The following is a 19,209-nucleotide window of genomic DNA, read 5'->3' as shown; positions in this document are numbered from 1 at the left end:
ACCGGAAGGCGGAGCTTTTAAGTTTGCTGGCGCAAGCTGCAGCTACATGCGGTCAGGCGCAGTAACACCGACAAGGCGCAGCACGTTGGCAATCGTCGTGCGCGCAGCGCCCAGCAGGGCGAGACGGGCTACGGTCTGTGCGGCATCCTCGGTGATCACGCGCTCGGCTTTGTAATAGCTGTGGAACAGCGCAGCCAGATCGTAGACATAGCGGATCAGGCGGTGCGGTGCATAACCTTCGGCAGCAATGGCAATCTCCGCCGGTAATTCGCCGATTTTGCGGAGCAGGTCATATTCATGAGCTGCCGTCAGCTTCGTATAATCGATATCGGCGTAATCCGGCAATGTGATGCCCTGCTCTTCCGCCTGGCGGAAAATGCTGCAGATCCGCGCATGCGCGTATTGAACGTAGAATACCGGATTTTCATTGGACGTGGAAATTGCCAGGTCCATATCGAAGTCCAGATGCGAATCCATGCTGCGCATCGTGAAGAAATAACGGATCGCGTCGAGGCCGACTTCTTCCATCAAGTCTTCCATCGTAACCGCTTTGCCGGTACGTTTCGACATTTTGACCTTTTCGCCGTTCTGGAACAGACTGACCATTTGGGCAATCAGCACCACAAGCTTCTCCGAATCGTTGCCAAGGGCCGACATCGCCGCCTTCATCCGCGGAATGTAGCCGTGATGGTCAGCGCCCCAGATATTGATCATTTTATCGTAGCCGCGGCTATATTTATCGCTGTGGTAAGCAATATCTGGCGTGAGATAGGTATAGGTTCCGTCGTTCTTGATCAGTACGCGGTCCTTGTCGTCGCCGTATTTGGTCGTCTGCAGCCAGGTTGCCCCGTCCAGCTCATATACCTCTCCGCGGTCGCGCAGCTCATCGAGTGAACGCAGCACCTGTCCATTCTCATACAGCGAGGTTTCGCTGAACCAGATGTCGAAGTTGACGCGGAAGCGGCCGAGGTCGCGTTTGATTTTGTCCAGCTCTTTGGCCAGGCCGTAAGTGCGGAAGAAAGCGGCACGGTCCCCCGGAGTCATCGCAAGCAGGGAATCCCCCTTCTCAGCCACAAGCTCTTTGGCGAATCCCTTGATGTCTTCGCCATGGTAGCCGTCCTCCGGCATTTCGGCCGGCTGGCCCAGCTCCTGCAGGTAGCGGGTCTCAATCGACTTGCACAGATTGGCCACCTGGTTGCCGGCGTCGTTGATATAGTACTCACGGGTTACTTTGTAGCCGGCATAATCCAGCACGTTGCAGAGTGCGTCGCCGACAGCAGCGCCGCGGGCATGCCCCAGATGCAGGCTGCCGGTAGGATTCGCGCTGACGAATTCCACTTCAACCTTCTGCCCTTGGCCAACATCTATGCGGCCGTAGTTGTCACCCTGCTCGTGGGCAAGAGCGATTACCGGATAAAGGTAGCTTTTGGACAAAGTAAAGTTGATGAATCCCGGTCCGGCAATTTCTGCTTTTTCAATAGAAGCACGACCTGTGTCCAGGTGCTCAATAATCGCCTCGGCGATCTGGCGCGGATTGCGCTTCGCAATCTTGGTAAGCTGCATCGCGGCGTTGGTCGCCAAATCGCCATGCGCTTTGTCCTTCGGCACTTCCAGCACGATAGCAGGAAGCTCTTCTCTGGTCACCAGGCCTGCGGCAACAACTGCATCGGCGATGGCTTCTTTCACCCGTTCATTGGCAAGCTGAAGCGGATTTGAACTTTGTGTCATGATTGTGGTTCCTCCTGTATATGCAAACTGATCGCGAACTGTCCTGATAACTCCTCGTAAACGTACAGGTCATATTCCCATGAAACCGTCAGCGACCGCCCGTTCCGGACCATGTCCAGCTTCCGCGTTTCTGTAGAGAGATTGAACTGTGTGTAAGGGGAACGGTAGAATCCCGGCAGGCGGCGCCCCGGCGCAAAAGACTGCTCGGACTGGATTCCGCCGTGACGGATCAGCTTCAGCTCGCTGTCTGAAATCTTTATGGTGGTGCGGACGGAAACAGCCTCGCCCTGCGGGCCCTGACTGGACTCTTCATAACGGATATATAGCTGCGGCCCTCTGGCAGTAACTTCTCCGGCTGCTTTTACAACATTTCGCTGCCCGTCCTGCAGGCTTTCCAGTGTCACGGAAACACCGTATTTGTCGGACTGTACTTCAGCCATCACGTGTTCCTCGCTTATTCTTTCTTATATTTAATCAAAGTCATATTCGCTTTCCCATTGTACACTATATCCAGTTCAAGAGAGCAATTCAATGGCTAATTCGCCATGAGGAATAATTAAAGCGGCAGCAGTTCAAGCTTATCCTGGGCACGCAGACCTTCCACCATGGACAGCCAGGCCTCAGGCTTATCCTCCAGCACAGCATAATAGCGGGTCAGGAAATCGGCAACCAAAGATGCATCCAGCCGGTCCTGCTCCTCAGCTGCGGGCATGAAACAAAGATCCAGTCCGGTTACCGCTTCCCCGTCGCCCATCCATGAGGGATGTACATAAGGAAAATCAAGACGTTTATAGCCTAAGTGCGACAGCACCTCACGGCGTACAAACGGATCCATTGGCTTAACGCCTCCAAACTCATGATGCTCAGCCCGGTAAGGATCGTAGATTTCTGCGAACATACCATACAGCATTTTGCCGCTATCCGCAGCAAGCTTATTCAGGTCTTCCAGCCGGTTCCGGGCCAGAAAACGCCCGATCCCCAGACCCTCCCGGCCAATGATGGTGAAGTCGGTCATTGCCACATTCCAGTCCGGATAATAACGGTATTCCGTTGTGCCCACCACAGCTCCGTCATGGACGGCGGCAAATACGCGAATCCCGGAATCTTCAAGCGGCGCTTTCCACAAGCTGTATTCCAGCACTTCCTCCGGCGGAAACACCTCTGCCAGCAATTGATGCACTTGTCTGAACAACGGGTCCCCAATATCGGTGATTCTTATATATTCCATATTCCATTTCCTCCTCCATCCGGTTATGAATTCACTGCGACTTCATACACGTGAAACAAAGGGGTTGCGCCATTCCATCAATGCAGCGAAATTGCCCGATTCTTCATCGTCCAGATAATCGGCTACGACCCCGACCGGCGTCCGCCCGCAGCGCAGCAGGAAGGTGATCACAGGATCAGCTAGAGTGCCGGCGACCACTTCGGCCAGATACTTCTCCGCCGGGATCCGGGAAGCTTGCAGATGATAGCCGGGCATTCTTCCCGCTCCCAGTAGCCGCTCCAGCTTCTGCTCCACCACAACGTGATACAGTGACTGCACCAGTTCCTTGCCCAGTCCCAGCTTGCGGTATTTGGGACGTACGCATAAATCGGCGATATACAGCGTATTTCCATCCGGCTGATGCGTGGTAATATAACCGTCTGCTGTAACCTCCGACCACGTATGATGAAGCCCTTCACCCTCCGGCTCAAAATTAATTTTCAGCCCTGTCACCGAGCCAGCCAGTTCCCCGTTCACTTCCACAGCGAGCGCGCCTTCCGGAAAAAGCGTCACATGATTCAGCAGCTGCTCCCGGTTCCACCATAATTCAGCAGGATAAGGCGGCGGAAATGCTTCGGACTGAATGGTGATCAGCTCGGCAAAATCGTCTTCGGTATACTGGCGGATAACCGCAGGCACCGGGATTTTTTCGTCAAAAGCATAAAAGGTTTTGTAGTACATACCGTGCTCCACTCCTTACTTCCAGTCTGTGTAGAGGTCTGTCCTGCGGTCCCGCCACGTCGTTACAGAACCTTTCTCGCGCACACTGTACAGCAGCTCCAGATCCAGATCGGCGGTAATGATCATATCGTCATTAATTTCACCTTCGGCGAGCAGACCTTGCGGCGGAAAAGGAATATCATTCGGCGTAATGACTGCTGCCTGGCCGAAATTGGCTCGCATCAGGTCGACAGTCGGCAAGGAGCCTACGGTCCCCGTCAGCACCACATAGATCTGATTCTCAATCGCGCGGGCGTGGCTCGTATATCTTACCCGGTGGAATCCATGGCGGTCATCCGTACAGGATGGACAGAAAATCACGTCTGCACCTTTGGCTCTGGCCATGCGCACAATTTCCGGAAATTCAATGTCATAGCAGGTCAGCATAGCGATGGTGCCTTTATCGGTCTGGAATACCTCCAGCCCTTCTCCCGCCCCCATATTCCAGCCTTCGACTTCTGCAGGTGTAATGTGCAGCTTGGCCTGCTCGGCAATTCTTCCATCCGGATAAAAGAGATGCGCCACATTGTACAGCTTGCCATTTCTGCGCAGTACGTGGGTTCCGCCAATAATATGTACATCGTACTTCCGGGCATAACCAGAGAACATTTCCCGGTAGCGGTCGGTAAACTGCGGCAGGTCGTTAATTCCCAGGGCGTTACCTTGTTCATCACCTATGGACATTAGCTGCGTCGTCAAAAATTCGGGAAACAGGATGAAGTCGGCGCTATACTCCTCCGCTGTCTTTATGTAGTGCTCGCATTGAGCGGAAAACTCCTCAAATGAAGAGATCGTATGCAGATGATATTGCACAGCAGATACGCGAAAAGCCATATTGGAAGTCCTCCTAATGGTTATTCAAGATTGTTTGGATAAGCAACCCTTTCACACGCCGGCCGCCTTCCTTAGAAAGTACATAAAATTTTACCATACCGGCGAAAAAAACACACTTTCCCGGGGTAGTAACTAGATGTTCGCAATGCAAAAAGCGGCCCCCAGAGGAGCCGCCATCAATGCAGGACCAAGCGGTCCCGCTGCCGGATAATTATTCTGTTCCTTTAAAAGTCAATTTCAGCTTCCAGGTGGTACCGCCGTCTTCCGTAGCGTACAGAGAGGAACTATTGACGCCTTTCATGGCCATCCAGCCCGCTTTGCTGCCGGTAAAAGAAATCATACCGTCAACCCCAGGAATGGCCGGCTGATTCGACCACTGCTTGCCGCTGTTATAGGTCCTGCCAACGGCTGCCTTCTCTCCCGCCGGAGAGAAGCCGAACAGAAAAGCGGTGCTGTTGCCGACCAGCTGCATGTTGCCCGGTTTGCCGGAAGCAGGTCCTGTCTTGAGCAGCTCGGCGCCGCTGCCCGGCGCAGGTCCGCCACCAGCCGAATCCTCGGCAATTACTCTGCGCCAGCTATTGCCCCTATTACCGCTGGCATACAGTGAATAAGAGGTCTGCGACATGCCGCTCCCCCCGTATAGCAAGGCGTATACTTGATCACCCTTCGCATAGATTCGTCCTGATTCAGGATAGGCAAAGGCGGACTTCAGGCTAAGCTTCCAAGTGGAGCCGCCATCCGTAGTCTTCATGATCCGGTAGCCGGAACCCGGTGCAGTTACAACTGCCCAACCGTTACTGCGGCTGCTGAACTCTGCGCCGCTCGTGTTGGCTGGTGTTGAGATCTTGCTCCAGCTAAGGCCGCCGTCTGCAGTGTAGTAGGTAGAAGTCCGGTTGTACCCAAACCCGTGCATTCTGTCTGTAAAATCGATTCGCTCAAAAGTTACCGCCTTGTCCAAAAGTCTCTTCCAGGTAGAGCCTCCGTCAGAGGTTGTAATCAGATAGACCGGTGATCCATCTTGAACTGAAGCCAGCGCCCAACCTTTGACGTTGTCCGGGAAATCCATTTGGCGGAAGTTCCATTGTCCCTTGTAGATCTCCTGAAAGTGACAGCCGCCATCCGACGTGCCGATCATAAAGCCGTTTCCTGCTGCCCGGCCTGTATCTTCGCTCAGAAACTGGAGATCGTTAAAGCTGGGCGGTGCGCTTTGGGTGCTGCTCAGTTTCGCCTGCAGTTCCTGCAACAATCCGTGATCGCCGCTGCCGCAGGCAGGTGCCGGTGCTGACGCTGCCTGCGCCGGTGAAGCGGATGCTCCCCAGCCGGAAAGCGCCAAAAGGCCCGCCGAGAGGAGCGTTAAGGCCGTATGGTGTATTTTATGGGTCCAATTCATGAGAACACCTCCTGTAAGATATATACCCTTTTCAGTAGACACTACTCTGTTATACTCCCCCGCCGCTGCTCGATCCACCAGAGAAAATCACAAAAAGAAGACAATTTGGTCACCGTCTTCAAACGGCTCCCTCTTGTCTCTTTTGATGCAAAGTACAGGTCTCCTGAATATCTGATCCCATCCTTCCCCATAATGAAAATTAATGAGGAAAAAAGAATACAGCTGTCGTTTCCTATAATTTAGATATTTATAAAGAAGGAGCCTGATGCCATGCCGCGCGATTCTGATAAACCCAAGGCAAAAAAACACCGCTTCCGCGGGCTGTTCCGGCTGCTGGCCGTCATGACCGTACTGTTGCTGCTCGCTTCCGGGGCATTGATCGGCTATCTATATCAGAAAGACCTTCCTCCGATCGGAGATGATATCCGCTCCAAGCTGCTCGATTCCCGGGGCAATGTGCTGGCCACCTTCACCAACGATGGGCGCAGCCGGGACCCTGTAAAGCTGGAAGAGATTTCTCCCCTGCTCATACAGGCAACACTGGCCGTGGAGGACCGTAAGTTCTACGACCACTCCGGCTTTGATCTAAAAGGTATGGCCCGGGCTGTACTCGTCAATCTGGAGGCGGGCGAACGCACGCAGGGGGCCAGCACCCTGACTCAGCAGCTTGCGCGCAATCTCTACCTGACCCATGAGAAGACCTGGACCCGTAAGGCGAAGGAAGCTTTATATACGATGCAGCTTGAGATGAAGTTTAGCAAAGACGAAATCCTGAACATGTATTTAAATGAAATCTATTACGGACATGGAGCCTACGGCATTGAAGCGGCTGCACGAATGTATTTCGGCAAAGCTGCGGCGGATTTGGATCTGGCCGAAAGCGCCATGCTTGCCGGGATTCCCAAGGGCCCGACCTACTATTCGCCGTATACGCATATGGAGAATGCCAAGAAGCGGCAGGGCATCATTTTATCCGCGATGGCCAATGTAGGCGATATTACCGATGCGGAGGCCAAGACGGCAGCCCGGGAAGGCTTGAAATTCAAGCCTCAGGGTCAGAAGGACACCACTGTAGCCGCACCTTATTTTCGCGACTATGTGCGCAGTCTTGTCATCGACACCCTCCACATCAGCAGCGATGAGCTGGACCAGGGCGGGCTGAAAGTCTATACCACTCTTGATTCCGATATGCAGCAGGCGGCAGAGGATGCTGTCGATAAAGGAATGGACGGCAGCAGTGAGCTGGAGACCGCCCTTGTCTCCATCGACCCCCGCACCGGTTATATCAAAGCGATGGTCGGAGGCACAAATTACCGCACCAACCCGTTTAACCATGCCTTGGCCACAACGCGCCAGCCGGGATCTTCCTTTAAGCCAATCATGTATTTGACCGCACTCTCGTCCAAGACGATGACCGGACTGTCTGTCTTTAACAGCCAGCCGACGCTGTTCCATTACGACAATAACCGCAAAACCTATCAGCCCCGCAACTTTGGCGACAAATATCTTGGAGAGATCAATATGCGTCAGGCGATTGCCGCCTCTGACAACATTTATGCCGTGAATACCATTATGAAGGTAGGGGCGGATAAGGTCGCCGAAATGGCCGCTAATATGGGTATTGGCAGTCCGCTGCAAAGCGTACCCTCACTAGCGCTCGGCACCTCGCCGGTCAGTCCGCTGGAGATGGCCTCGGCCTTCGCGGTGATTGGCGGCGGAGGGGTTAAGCTGCCTGTGACGGCTATCCTCAAGATTACTGACTCCAAAGGCAATCTGCTCTATGAGGCTCCGCAGGGCCAGGGGCAAAAGGTTGTCGAGCCGGCAGCGGCCTATGTGCTGACCCGTCTGATGGAAGGTGTATTCGAGAGCGGCGGAACGGGAAATCGTGTTGCCTCCGTTATCAAACGTCCCGTGGCCGGCAAGACCGGCACCACTGACACCGACGGCTGGATGGTCGGCTTCACCCCCGAGCTGTCTACCGCAGTCTGGGTAGGCTATGATAAAGGACGTGAAATCGCCACATCTGACGGAAGGCGGGCTGCGCCAATTTTTGCCGAGTTCACGGAAAAAGCGCTGGCAAACGTCCCGCCAAAAACTTTTCCGATTCCCGACGGCGTAGTCAGCGTGTACATTAACCCGCAATCCGGCAAGCTGGCCACAGCCGCCTGCCCCGAGAAGGAGCTGGAAACCTTCATCAGCGGTACAGAACCTACGGAATATTGTGACCAGCATGGTGCAGGCGAAGACACCGCTCCATCCGGCGGATCAAAGGACAACGCAGTCCCTGCCAAGGATGAACATTCCTTGTGGAGCGACATTAAACGCTGGTGGATGAACTGATCCTTGTTGCAGCCATTGCCCCGTCTGCGCTACGATGGGACCAATAAACGGCAGAAGCACAGGCTTTAAACCCTGCTTCGCCAGGGAGAGGTGCCATCAATCTATGAATGCGAATAACGCTGCCAGCGGCAGGGAACCGTTCCCTTCTTCTCCACTTCTGTCCCCGGAGATCTATGCGCATACAGCGCTTAGGGCCGCGCCGCTTCTTCTTGGCCAGCATCTGGTCCGGCGCACGGAAGACGGGGATATACGCTGCCGCATCGTGGAAACGGAAAGCTACGGAGGCGCTGAAGACAAAGGCAGCCATGCTTATGGGGGCCGCCGCACCGCCAGAACCGAAGTAATGTTCAGCTCCGGCGGCACCGCCTATGTATATCTCATATATGGTATGTACCACTGCCTCAATGTGGTAACGGCCGCGCAAGACAATCCGCATGCGGTATTGATCCGCGCGGTGGAGCCGCTCACTCCCGCCGATGCGGAGCGGATGGTATCTTACCGGGGCATAGCCGTCAAGAAGCCGGCCGACCTGTCGGGCGGTCCGGGCAAGCTCTGCCGGGCGCTGCGGATCGACAAAAGCCTGAATGAAATCCGCCTGGACGTACCGGGCAGGCCGCTCTGGCTGGAGCAGGGCGCAAGCCCCGAAACTCTTGATATTGTACAGGCTCCCCGCATCAATATTCCCTATGCTGAAGAATATGCGGAGCTGCCCTGGCGTTTCTATCTCAGGAACAATCCTTACGTTTCGGTAAATGATAAGCAGGCCAGCTCTTTCAGAGTTTAAAGATTTCCCGCCCTGTTTCGGTATCCCGGAATTGGGTAAAAAATAATGAACCCTAATCAGCCTCTGCTAGCGGACCTCCGCAGGCAGAGGCTTTTCATCTCTTTAATCGCCAAATCTCTATAAATGAATGCGCTTTCCCCGTTCTCTTAACTTACAATTACTGTTATAATCATAGATATCCACACAAAAATATAAAGATGCAAATGAGGGACATGAGATGAAAGATACAGGCATGATCCGGAGTTTAGACAGTCTTGGTAGAATTGTGGTTCCCGTAGAAATCCGCATGACACGTAATATTGACATTGGAGATCCTATCGAGTTTTTCATTCTGAATGAAGAGATTATTGTGCTCAGAAAGTACACCTCTACGGAATGCACCTTTTGCAGAAGCCTCGACCATGTGACTTACTTTAAAGATCAGTTTATTTGCAACAGCTGCCTCAAAGAGCTGGGAGATCCCGGGCTGGTTTCCGATGTGGCAGAACAGCCAGCAAGTCCCGTTGAAGACAACACTGCATTACTGCGTGGCGGCCGGAGAACAAAGACAGAGGAAATGAGCCAGCGTCTCGAGAAGGCCATCGCGGACCATCCGTATGCCAACCAGAAGGAGCTTGCCGAGGTTCTTGGCATCAGCCAGGCCAGAGTCAGCCAGCTAAAGCGCAAGATCAATGCAGCAGGCAGATAAAAGAACACAAACATCTTGATTCATCCCTCATGAGCATTCAAAAGGCTTGGCCTTTCCCGTTTCGGGAGGGCCAAGCCTTTTAGCTTGAAACAAAGTATGTTGCGGGGGACATCTCCTATTCCGACAGCGCCGCTTTCAGCTCTTCCGGAGAGGCATTCCACCAAGCTTCATTATGAGAAATCAGCAGCGATTTAAGCGCCGCTCTCTCCACTGTACCGAGCCCCTCCAGAATGATCTTCCGCTTCAGGGCAGCATCCAGCTTGTTCACATGATCGGCAAGAATTTTCCAGCCGCGCCGTGCCTCTGTATCAATCCACATCTCGCAAGCGGTAATGCCCCCGAAGAACTGGCCCTCCGCCGTACGGTCTACGGCTACCCATACAACCCAGACCTGTCTGCCTGCCGGCACATCCTCGCGGTTCATGGAGAACTTAATCCCCTTCTCTACCTTACTCTTGGCATGCATGGCACCGATATCGATAACTGCTTCACCGCCGTCAATAATAACGGGCGATACATTGTTCAAATCAATGGAGCCTGCGCCGAAGCCTTTATGTTTGCTCTTGGCATTCACAATATTTAAGGCAATCTGTTTCTTGCCCTCCGGTTGTATGTTATCCACAAGTGCACATCCTTCCCTTTCACTAATAATTTAATTTTAGCTAATAATGCGGCGAATGCAAACATATACATCCCGTAGATGCTTGTCACGGGAGGAATCACAGTATGAAGCCACTGTCATTAAGGTACGTTATCGTCTTTGCGGCCCTGTCCGCCCTCACCCTGCTGGGAGTGGGAATAGGGGGCCTTTCAGGGTATGGTGCAGAGCACAGCCCTGCCGTTCTAACTGCTGCTGTTCAAAAAGAGGCCAAGTCCCCCGCTGCCCTGCCTAAGCCCAAAGCCGTGCAGCCCGTTCTTCCCGAGAGCACTCCCCTTCCGGTCTCGGAGGCGTTAAGCCAGCGGGTAGTGGAGTATCATATCGACGTGCAGCTGCTGCCGGACACCACCTCTCTAAGAGCCTCAGAGACGGTGACCTGGACTCACCCGGGCCTAAAACCGGTACAAGAACTCTACTTTCATCTCTATCCAAACGCATTTGCTTCTGAAGACACAACGTTTATGAAAGAATCTGGAGGCGAACTCCGGGGTGATGCCATGCCAGCGAACGGATTTGGCAGTATGACCCTGACCGACCTCCGGACTACGGAGGGAGTCTCGCTCATGCAGCGGCTGCAATACGTGCAGCCTGATGATGGCAATGTCAATGACAAGACACTCGTAAAGGTGCATCTCCCGCAACCGGTTAACGGAGGGGAGAGTGTTACGCTTAAAGTCCAGTTTGAAGTTAAGCTGCCCAAAATATTCGCCCGCATGGGTTCCGCCGGCAATTTCGTGATGGCCGGGCAATGGTTTCCCAAACTGAGCGTCTATGAACCTGCCGGTACCCGGGGTGTACAAGAGGAAGGCTGGAATCTGCACCAATATCACGGGACATCCGAATTTTACAGCGATTTCGGTATCTACAATGTAACCATCTCCGTCCCCCCCAATTATATCGTTGGCGCAAGCGGGTTCCCGGTCAAGAGCGCCAAGCTGAAGCAGGATCAGAAGGTGTACCAATTTTATGCGGATGATGTGCATGACTTCGCCTGGGCTGCTTCCCCGGACTTTGTGGTGGCCGAGGAGGCCTTCTCTACAGACCGTGTACCGGGTGTGAGAATCAAGCTTTATCTGGACCCGCTGCATAAACATCTGCAGGAGCGTTATTTCCAGGCAGCGAAGGCCGCCCTGACCAACTTCAGCAAATGGTACGGACCTTATCCTTACTCTACATTATCCATCGTCGTACCTCCCAAAGAGGGCAACGGCGCCGGCGGGATGGAATATCCCACGCTGGTTACTGCTTTTGGCGCGGCCGAGGCTTCTCCAGGCACCTCTTTGGAGCGCACCGTCATTCATGAGATCGGCCATCAATATTTCTACGGGATGCTGGCCAGCAATGAATTCGAGGAGGCCTGGCTGGACGAAAGCTTCACTTCCTACGCCGAAGACAGGCTGATGGAGCAGGAGTATGGGGTATCATCCAATCATGTCCTGCAGGCCAGCCTGGTGACATCCTCCCAGCCGCTTGACCTGGAAACCTGGAAATACACTCCTGCCGATTCCTATGCCCGGAATGTGTACATCCGCGGCAAGCTGGTGCTGAAGGATATCGAACAGCAGGTTGGAACCAAGACGATGGATGCCATAATGGCAGCCTATACCCGTAAGTTCCGCTTCCGGCATCCTTCTACCGCCGACTTCCAGAAAATCGTGGAGAAGGTGACCAAAAAATCCTGGCAAGCCTACTTCGACCAATATGTATACAGCGGCGGTTCTCCGGATTTTTCCATTGATCATATTAAAACCTCTGACCCTAAAAAAGAGGGCGGCGATGACAATGCCCGTTACGAAAGTTCAGTAGCGGTCAGCAATAAAGGAAATCAGTATGGTGACGTCCTCATAAAGTTCACCTTCCTGGATGGCTATACCGTCCAGCAATTTTGGAATGGGAAAGAGAAGGAAACCACCTTTCAGCTAGCCTACAAAGCGCCTCTTTTGTCCGCAGAGATTGATCCGGAGCACTCCATTCTGCTGGAGAGTAAGCATCTCAACAATTTTAGACTGGCGGAGCTGGAGCGAAAGACGCTCTCCCGCTGGACACTTAGTGCAACGAAGCTGCTTGAAACCCTGCTCGGAACTCTTGTCTGGTGAGGTGAAGGATTGTGAAAAGATCGATAACCCGCGGCTGGTACAGCATGAAAGAGCAATTTTATATTCTGATCCTGCTTTTTATCTATCGGCTGCTTTGGGGCTATTTCCTGTACAGATTCGTCAGGTCAGCCCTCATCCCGGTGCTGCTCCGTTATCCCGATACACACGCCGGCGGCAGCGGAATAGGCAGATTGCTGTATTATATCGAAGGACAGACTGCACTGGGCACAGATCCCGGGGTGCTGCGCTGGCTCTGGCTGCTGCTGGCCCTGTCAGCGCTACGGCTGCTATGCTCCCCCTTTATCCGTGCAGGGCTGCTGCATGAGCTGCACCAGGAGCGCAAAGGGGAGCGGGGAATGTTCTTTTTTCCCGGAATGAAGCTTCACGGACTCCCCGTACTGCTGTTCAGTCTAGCCGAATGGCTTCTGGCCGCAGCGCCGCTGTATTGGCTTCTCCCCAAAATGTACGGGCTTCTCCTCAGCGGTATTCTCGATTATACCCTGCTGCTGCGACTGGTTCCTTATGTTCTGGCCTGGCTCCTGTACTTCTACCTGATCCGCATTCTGCTGCTGTACATGCAGTTTGGCTACACCGGAGGAACAGGCATGTTCTCTTCCTTGCTGGTTGGCCTGAGGGTAATCCTCCCTTCCACCTGTATATCTGCACTGTTCGGCGCCGGCGGACTGCTCCTGCTGCTGCTCTCCGGAGTGACCGCACTCTTCTGTCCAGGTCTGCCCGCACTGCTGTTCCGGCAATTTTCACCGCTTCCCTCAACGCTGTTCAAAATGTGGAGCATAGCGGGGCAGTACCACCTTTGGTGCAGCAAAACATTTCCACAATAATTACGCCAGTCCCTTGGCATAATAGAAGAGTCACTGCCCCAGATAAAGGGCGGGACTCTTCTTTTGGTTACAACGTGATTTAGGGTATTTGCAAAACTGTAAATCCTCTGGTACAATGATGCCTGTACCAGTAGTAACAACTTTGTAATCTTTTGAAACTAATTTGAAGCAAATGAATGTGCCTTTAAGCATTTAACCTTGTCGATACGTCACTGTTTCGGTGCATAAAACGCCAAATTCCCGGCACCGGGAAGTGGGGGAACCATATTTTGGGTGAATTGATCTCGCTTTAGAGGGGTCATAGGGGAACCTTCTACCGAATCCTTAAGCTAACCTCGCAGGCCTTGGAAGGAGTACATCTTTTGAGAAGTCATAATTTTAAGAAGAAATGCACCGCAGCAGCATTAGGGCTGGTGATGGTGCTCACACTTGGAGCAGGGAGCGCTTTCGCCGACTCCAGAATGGATACTGTTATTACAAAAACACTGGGAACGACGTATAAAACCGGAGGCATAAGCACTGCCGGCTTTGATTGTTCTGGATTCACCAAATATGTATTTAAGAATGTTGGCCTTACCTTGCCCCGCACTTCCAAAGCACAATTCAGCGTTGGAACCGCCGTATCACGGAATAACCTCCGTTCCGGCGACCTGGTATTCTTCAATACCCTTGGCAATGGAGTCTCCCATGTCGGCATTTATGTCGGCAACGGAAAATTCGCCCAATCCTCTTCATCCCGTGGTGTAACTATCAGTTCAATGAGTCAATCCTACTGGGCCAACCGCTACGTTGGAGCCAAACGAGTAATGAGCACAACAGCTTACAAAGCTATCGCTTACGATTGACATCCCTCAGGCATTTCATCCTCCAATAAATAATTGTAACTTATAGAAATCCGGAAACTGATTATTGCCGTAATCATTTCCGGGTTTTTCCTTTTTATCTTCCTTATTCTACCTTTAACACGTATTTGAGGTCTGTGAAACACCTTTTTACTAAAAATCCCAACAAATCTAAGATAAAGCTTACTCAGCGCGTAAAGATAAGACCTTAAAAGCAAAAATAACTCTTAAAAAGTGCAAATATTATGCATTAATATGTTTTAAGTGATTGCCAAGTGGCGAAGTCTTTGTTACAATTATCGCAGTGAGTTTTTAGTAACATTTTTGTAATTATTCGATCGGGTTTTACAAAGGTTTTGTCATGTATTGGTTAACAAGCTAATCCTAATCAACAGTCGTGCCGAGTTCCCTAACCATTAGGGAAACGGGGGAACCGATTTTGGGTGAATTGACCTCCTATTCACAGAGGGGTCATAGGGGACCTTCAACCGAACCCTTAAGCTAACCTCGTAGGCATTTGGAAGGGGTATTCACTTTTGAAGAAGAAGCTAGCAGCAGCAGTACTAAGCTTTTCCATTATGCTTACCATCGGAGCAGGAAGCGCTTTCGCGGATTCCAAAATGGATAAAGTCATCGACAAGGCCATCGGAAGTAAATACGTATCCGGCGGTGTATCGACCAACGGCTTTGATTGCTCCGGATTTACAATGTACGTTTTTGATAAGATCGGTATCAATCTGCCACACCAATCCGGTTCCCAATACCAAATGGGTACTGCCATTTCCCGGGACGATCTGAGAGCGGGAGATCTTGTATTTTATAATACAAGCGGTAAAGGTGTATCCCATGTCGGCGTTTATGTCGGTGAGGGCAAATTCGCACATGCTTCATCCTCCCGTGGTGTAACCATCAGCACGATGAGTGACAGCTACTACGTCAACCGCTACGTTGGCGCCAAACGGATCATGAGTACAGATGCTTACCAATCCGTTACTTCTGATTCCCAAGACAATGATGATGTACAATAAGTTGTCGTAAAATGGGCTCTCTTCCATGATTTTTGCCGAAATCTGGAGGGGGCCTGTTTTTTTTGTCTATAAAATTACTTACCCCTCTCAATATCCGCAAAACATAAATCTCCCCAAATTTCCTCCATTTCATAAAATATTTCAGAAAATTTCTGAGTCGAATCAGGCCAGTTATGGATATAATTAGGTATAGCTAGTGCTGTTGCTCCCCATGAAAGGAGGTCGTTGGCCTTATGATTAGCTCCCCCGTTACATTCCATGTGGTTCCCATGGAGATCAGTCATGCCGAAGACATCGCCGCATGGAATTACAAAACGCCTTATAATATTTACGAATGGATGCCTTGGTCCCAAATGGAGGCGCTTGGCATTGAATTTGGCGATCCAGAGCTACGCAGAGACCAGTATGTTTCCGTGGTCAACGAGCAAGGCATCCTTTGCGGCTTTGCGCAGTTGTTTCCGATGGAGGGTGTGGTCAGGCTGGGTATTGGAATGCGCCCCGAACTTTGCGGACACGGTCTTGGCCACATTTTCATGGAAGCCATCGTTCAGGCCGCACTGAAGCGTTATCCCGAGCGGGAGATTGATTTGGAAGTATTGACCTGGAACCAGCGGGCGATCCGAACATACCAAAAATGCGGCTTCACGATCACGGATACTTATGAACGCCTTACTCCAACCGGAAATAAGCCATTTTATTGCATGGTCTATGATAAACAACATAACGTTCCATTAAATTGAAAATTTTAGTGTTGAAATCGTCCACTTTTTTGACACAAATGCTATGATAACGCTTCACCATCCTATATAATGTAGGAAGCAGCTTACATGGAGGGGACGGATGAAGATGCAGAAATGGATCATGGGCGGTTTGTTTTTCGCAGCCTGTGCCTTTGCGGTAGTGCTCTTGTTCACATTACCCGGCAAAGCAGAGGTCGCCGAAGAAAATAACCCGACGATGCCGCAAGTCACACTGGATGCCGCAAGCGCCGAAGCGATTGTACAGGCAAGCTGCATTACCTGCCACGGTGATCAGCTACAGGGCGGTCTAGGCCCTAGTCTGCAGCAGGAAGGCGGCCAGCATAACGCAGAAGAAATCTACACCATTGTTACGAAGGGACGCGGCCAAATGCCGTCTTTCAAGGATAAGCTCGCTCCCGAAGAGATTGCGAATGTCGCCATGTGGCTTGCAGAGAAGAAATAAACCTGACCTCAAAAATACAGAATGCCCGTACAAAGGATATTCAGAGCATCCTTGCACGGGCATTTTTTATATCCATTCCTATGATAGGTCGGTTTCTCCTGCGCCTAACGCGTTTTATCGAAAGCTTCGTTAAATTCATGCGCCTGGCGGAACTCTAGCGCGGCAAGCCCGCTCTCTTCTTTTGCGGACAAGCGCAGAATCACCGTTTTGTAATCAATTGTGATATGCGGATGATGATCGAAGGCTTCCGAGATCGCAGCCACCTCATCCACAAAGGCGATACCCTTCATATATTCATTAAACATATATTTGCGCACCATCATATTCGGCTCCAGCTTCCAGCCCTCCAGCTTACTTACCTGCTCACGCAGCTCTTCCTCCGTAAAATGCAATTTGTTTCCTCCCTTACTAAGTTAGCCGTAAAGTCCGTACAGCCCAGCTCCCCATATCCTTTAAACAAAACATCCCTCAGCTTCGGTAAAGTCCAAGGGATGCGCCAGGATGAAGGCTTTTTTTCGGTTTAATGTATTCTAAGATCCCGGCAAATAGTACTCGGCATCTTCAATTTTACCACGGGCCGCAGACAGGGGGCAAACCGGCCTCCCGTTACTCTGCTGTTCTGCTGCTCTAAACGAGTACAACCGAGGCCAAATCCTCTTCGCCCAGCAAAATATTGATACGGTGCGTCTCCTTGTCATAGATAACCACACCACTGCCTACCTGAATAACAGGCTCGTTGCCCAGCGCGTAGAATAGATCCTCTGCGAGCGCTTCCCATACCTCCAGCTTGGATTCCTGCGGCAGTTCCTGCCATTCATCCGGCTCCATCTCAAAAAACACATACCCATCAGAAATACGTCCGACTGCTTCCGTCAAATCACTAAGAATCTCGCTGTAATCTCTGCCATGTTTCACACCCACGTGTATCACTCCGTTTTCTTCACAGATGAATAATAACTTACCTTATCATTATAGCCGAAAAAATGACTTCACAAAAAACGGAATGCTGACGATAAATAAGAATATACGTGATTTGGTTACGTGCAGGGTGTCCCGCCGCTGTTCAAGGATGAAATATGCGGTCTGAACGGATCACTTCTTAATTCTCATGGACGAGGTGCATAAATGGAAATTTCAACATTACTAGGCTTAGTATTTGGTCTCATCGCAGTTGTCTGGGGAATGATGCTCAAACATGCCCCGCTTACCAGCTTGGAAAATCCGGCAGCTTATGTCATTATCTTTCTTGGTACGGCTGCCTCAATCTTTGTGGCCTTTCCCATGTCGGAGGTCAAGAATGTACCCAGGCTGTTCAAGATCCTCTTTATTAAGAAAAAGTTGGTCAGCAAAGCTGAACTGATTACAATGTTCATGGAATGGGCTTCCATTACCCGGCGCGAAGGTCTGTTGGCGCTGGAGTCCAAGGTCGATGAGATCGAAGACAACTTCCTCCGTAACGGTATGCGGATGATTATCGACGGCAACGACCAGGAATTTGTCCGCGATGTCTTAATGGAAGATATTCATGCTACAGAAGATCGACATAAAGCCGGAGCCCTGATCTTCTCACAAGCGGGGATGTACGCTCCTACCCTAGGGGTATTGGGTGCCGTTATCGGGCTGATTGCCGCTCTGGCGGATATGAGCGATATGGACGTTCTGGCCCACGCAATTGCCGGAGCCTTTATTGCTACATTGCTCGGTATTTTCACCGGTTATGTAATGTGGCATCCCATGGCCAACAAGCTCAAAAGAATTTCCAAGCGTGAAATTGAAATTCGGCTGATGATGGTAGAAGGTCTGCTCTCTATTCAATCCGGAGTATCGACAATCGCTATCAATCAGAAGCTTTCCGTCTTCCTAACACCTTCTGAACGCGTCAAGCTAATCGAAAAGGGAGGCGGCTCAAGTGAGCAAAAAGACTAGACATGAAGAACACGAAGAGCATGCCGATGAGTCCTGGCTATTACCCTATTCCGACCTGATGACGCTTCTGGTGGCGCTGTTCCTCGTTATGTATGCCATGAGTGCTACAGACGCCAAGAAATTTGAAGACATGGCTGATGCCTTCAGCTCTGCGCTCAGCGGTGGTGGCGGTGTTCTGGAATATCGTTCCGATGCCCCGACAAATACCCAGCTTGATCAGGGTAAGCAAGATAAAATGAACAGTGTTATTGATAAGAATACCGGCGAATCCGACATGGCCAAGCTGCGGGCGAAAGAGCAAGAGGATCTGGAGAAACTAAAGAAGCAGTTTGATCAATATATTGAAAAGAACGGGCTGACCGATTTGCTCAGTACCAAGCTGAATCAATCGCAATTGATGATTACCATCAGCGACAACGCCCTGTTTGCTTCAGGACAGGCTGACGTAAAGGATGATTCCCGCCAGCTTGCCAAATCAATCTCGAACATGCTGCAGCAATTTCCTGATTATGACGTCCTTGTACAAGGGCATACGGATAATATTCCGATTTCCAATAACAGCTATTCATCCAACTGGGACCTCAGCGTAGACCGTGCACTGCATTTCATGAAAATCCTGCTGCTGAATCCGAATCTGAATCCCGTTAAATTCAGTCCTATCGGATACGGGGAATACCATCCAATCGCCCCCAATGACACATCTGCCGGACGGGCCAAGAACCGCCGCGTGGAAGTTTCTATTCTGCGCAAATATCAAGAAGTCACTGAACCAAAGGGCGTCACCCTCCCTAACCAATAATAGGCACTCAGATAAAAGAGCTGTTCCAAAGATCCCGCGGGAGATCTTCTGGAACAGCTCTTTG

20 protein-coding genes and 2 riboswitches are annotated in these 19,209 nt (G+C 51.4%); of the genes, 11 read left to right on the top strand and 9 right to left on the bottom strand.

Annotation, left to right across the window (positions count from 1 at the left end):
- Nucleotides 1-42 precede the first annotated feature (42 nt).
- From argS to ACQ76X_RS32620, 6 genes are all read right to left on the bottom strand, one after another.
- A complete protein-coding gene (argS, locus tag ACQ76X_RS32645) occupies nucleotides 43-1,728 on the bottom strand; it encodes an arginine--tRNA ligase (RefSeq protein WP_438497939.1) in 1,686 nt (561 codons plus the stop codon).
- Nucleotides 1,725-2,168 carry a DUF1934 domain-containing protein gene (locus ACQ76X_RS32640; protein ID WP_038584542.1) on the bottom strand — a complete coding sequence of 148 codons (444 nt, stop codon included), beginning with the start codon at nucleotides 2,166-2,168 and terminating at the stop codon, nucleotides 1,725-1,727. The genes argS and ACQ76X_RS32640 overlap by 4 nt, the downstream gene beginning before the upstream one ends.
- 116 nt (nucleotides 2,169-2,284) lie before the next feature.
- Nucleotides 2,285-2,956 (bottom strand): GNAT family N-acetyltransferase, encoded by a 672-nt coding sequence (locus tag ACQ76X_RS32635; RefSeq protein WP_438497937.1) that lies wholly within the window; start codon nucleotides 2,954-2,956, stop codon nucleotides 2,285-2,287.
- A gap of 42 nt (nucleotides 2,957-2,998) precedes the next feature.
- Nucleotides 2,999-3,676 (bottom strand): GNAT family N-acetyltransferase, encoded by a 678-nt coding sequence (locus ACQ76X_RS32630; protein WP_438497936.1) that lies wholly within the window; start codon nucleotides 3,674-3,676, stop codon nucleotides 2,999-3,001.
- A gap of 15 nt (nucleotides 3,677-3,691) precedes the next feature.
- Entirely contained in the window at nucleotides 3,692-4,549 is an 858-nt protein-coding gene (locus tag ACQ76X_RS32625; protein ID WP_438497935.1) for a carbon-nitrogen hydrolase family protein, read from the bottom strand.
- A 211-nt stretch (nucleotides 4,550-4,760) separates the two neighbouring features.
- Nucleotides 4,761-5,939 carry a WD40/YVTN/BNR-like repeat-containing protein gene (locus tag ACQ76X_RS32620; protein WP_438497933.1) on the bottom strand — a complete coding sequence of 393 codons (1,179 nt, stop codon included), beginning with the start codon at nucleotides 5,937-5,939 and terminating at the stop codon, nucleotides 4,761-4,763.
- A 270-nt stretch (nucleotides 5,940-6,209) separates the two neighbouring features.
- Between ACQ76X_RS32620 and ACQ76X_RS32615 the strand changes: the two genes are divergently transcribed.
- The 3 genes from ACQ76X_RS32615 to ACQ76X_RS32605 all read left to right on the top strand — a co-directional run bounded on the left by ACQ76X_RS32615 (nucleotide 6,210) and on the right by ACQ76X_RS32605 (nucleotide 9,751).
- Nucleotides 6,210-8,279, top strand: a complete 2,070-nt coding sequence (locus tag ACQ76X_RS32615; protein WP_438497932.1) for a transglycosylase domain-containing protein — start codon at nucleotides 6,210-6,212, stop codon at nucleotides 8,277-8,279.
- A gap of 103 nt (nucleotides 8,280-8,382) precedes the next feature.
- The gene (locus tag ACQ76X_RS32610) at nucleotides 8,383-9,063 is read left to right on the top strand and encodes a DNA-3-methyladenine glycosylase (protein WP_438497930.1); all 681 of its coding nucleotides are present in this window, start codon (nucleotides 8,383-8,385) and stop codon (nucleotides 9,061-9,063) included.
- A gap of 217 nt (nucleotides 9,064-9,280) precedes the next feature.
- Nucleotides 9,281-9,751: an AbrB/MazE/SpoVT family DNA-binding domain-containing protein gene (locus tag ACQ76X_RS32605; protein ID WP_438497928.1), complete on the top strand. Its 471-nt coding sequence runs from the start codon at nucleotides 9,281-9,283 to the stop codon at nucleotides 9,749-9,751.
- A gap of 115 nt (nucleotides 9,752-9,866) precedes the next feature.
- Here the strand turns inward: ACQ76X_RS32605 and ACQ76X_RS32600 are convergent, their stop codons facing one another.
- Nucleotides 9,867-10,373, bottom strand: a complete 507-nt coding sequence (locus ACQ76X_RS32600) for a YwhD family protein (RefSeq protein WP_438497927.1) — start codon at nucleotides 10,371-10,373, stop codon at nucleotides 9,867-9,869.
- 104 nt (nucleotides 10,374-10,477) lie between these two features.
- Here ACQ76X_RS32600 and ACQ76X_RS32595 point away from each other — a divergent pair, with 104 nt between their 5' ends.
- The 6 genes from ACQ76X_RS32595 to ACQ76X_RS32570 all read left to right on the top strand — a co-directional run bounded on the left by ACQ76X_RS32595 (nucleotide 10,478) and on the right by ACQ76X_RS32570 (nucleotide 16,420).
- Nucleotides 10,478-12,505 carry a M1 family metallopeptidase gene (locus ACQ76X_RS32595; protein ID WP_438497926.1) on the top strand — a complete coding sequence of 676 codons (2,028 nt, stop codon included), beginning with the start codon at nucleotides 10,478-10,480 and terminating at the stop codon, nucleotides 12,503-12,505.
- Nucleotides 12,506-12,516: 11 nt separating this feature from the next.
- Complete coding sequence (locus ACQ76X_RS32590) at nucleotides 12,517-13,347, top strand: hypothetical protein (protein ID WP_438497924.1); 831 nt, start codon at nucleotides 12,517-12,519, stop codon at nucleotides 13,345-13,347.
- Nucleotides 13,348-13,567: 220 nt separating this feature from the next.
- Nucleotides 13,568-13,706, top strand: a riboswitch (cyclic di-AMP (ydaO/yuaA leader).
- A 57-nt stretch (nucleotides 13,707-13,763) separates the two neighbouring features.
- Nucleotides 13,764-14,192 carry a C40 family peptidase gene (locus tag ACQ76X_RS32585; RefSeq protein ID WP_438497947.1) on the top strand — a complete coding sequence of 143 codons (429 nt, stop codon included), beginning with the start codon at nucleotides 13,764-13,766 and terminating at the stop codon, nucleotides 14,190-14,192.
- Between the two features lie 385 nt (nucleotides 14,193-14,577).
- A riboswitch (cyclic di-AMP (ydaO/yuaA leader) is annotated at nucleotides 14,578-14,720 on the top strand.
- Nucleotides 14,721-14,725: 5 nt separating this feature from the next.
- Complete coding sequence (locus ACQ76X_RS32580) at nucleotides 14,726-15,217, top strand: C40 family peptidase (RefSeq protein WP_076114083.1); 492 nt, start codon at nucleotides 14,726-14,728, stop codon at nucleotides 15,215-15,217.
- A gap of 233 nt (nucleotides 15,218-15,450) precedes the next feature.
- Nucleotides 15,451-15,957, top strand: coding sequence for a GNAT family N-acetyltransferase (locus ACQ76X_RS32575; RefSeq protein ID WP_438497922.1), 507 nt, complete (start codon nucleotides 15,451-15,453; stop codon nucleotides 15,955-15,957).
- A gap of 106 nt (nucleotides 15,958-16,063) precedes the next feature.
- Nucleotides 16,064-16,420 (top strand): c-type cytochrome, encoded by a 357-nt coding sequence (locus tag ACQ76X_RS32570; protein WP_038598290.1) that lies wholly within the window; start codon nucleotides 16,064-16,066, stop codon nucleotides 16,418-16,420.
- A gap of 104 nt (nucleotides 16,421-16,524) precedes the next feature.
- On the opposite strand, the gene ACQ76X_RS32565 is transcribed toward ACQ76X_RS32570, so the two are convergent.
- The gene (locus ACQ76X_RS32565; protein WP_038584508.1) at nucleotides 16,525-16,812 is read right to left on the bottom strand and encodes a 4a-hydroxytetrahydrobiopterin dehydratase; all 288 of its coding nucleotides are present in this window, start codon (nucleotides 16,810-16,812) and stop codon (nucleotides 16,525-16,527) included.
- Nucleotides 16,813-17,047: 235 nt separating this feature from the next.
- On the bottom strand, nucleotides 17,048-17,341 hold the full coding sequence (locus ACQ76X_RS32560; protein WP_038584505.1) for a hypothetical protein: 294 nt from the start codon (nucleotides 17,339-17,341) through the stop codon (nucleotides 17,048-17,050).
- A gap of 204 nt (nucleotides 17,342-17,545) precedes the next feature.
- Between ACQ76X_RS32560 and motA the strand changes: the two genes are divergently transcribed.
- Complete coding sequence (gene motA, locus ACQ76X_RS32555) at nucleotides 17,546-18,346, top strand: flagellar motor stator protein MotA (RefSeq protein WP_438497921.1); 801 nt, start codon at nucleotides 17,546-17,548, stop codon at nucleotides 18,344-18,346.
- On the top strand, nucleotides 18,330-19,145 hold the full coding sequence (gene motB, locus ACQ76X_RS32550) for a flagellar motor protein MotB (RefSeq protein WP_438497919.1): 816 nt from the start codon (nucleotides 18,330-18,332) through the stop codon (nucleotides 19,143-19,145). Before motA ends, motB begins: the two co-directional genes overlap by 17 nt.
- The last annotated feature ends 64 nt before the right edge of the window (nucleotides 19,146-19,209 follow it).

The organism is Paenibacillus sp. IHBB 3054, from assembly GCF_051594305.1.
Lineage (GTDB): Bacteria > Bacillota > Bacilli > Paenibacillales > Paenibacillaceae > Paenibacillus_AQ.
This window is presented reverse-complemented; position numbering and strand designations above follow the sequence as displayed.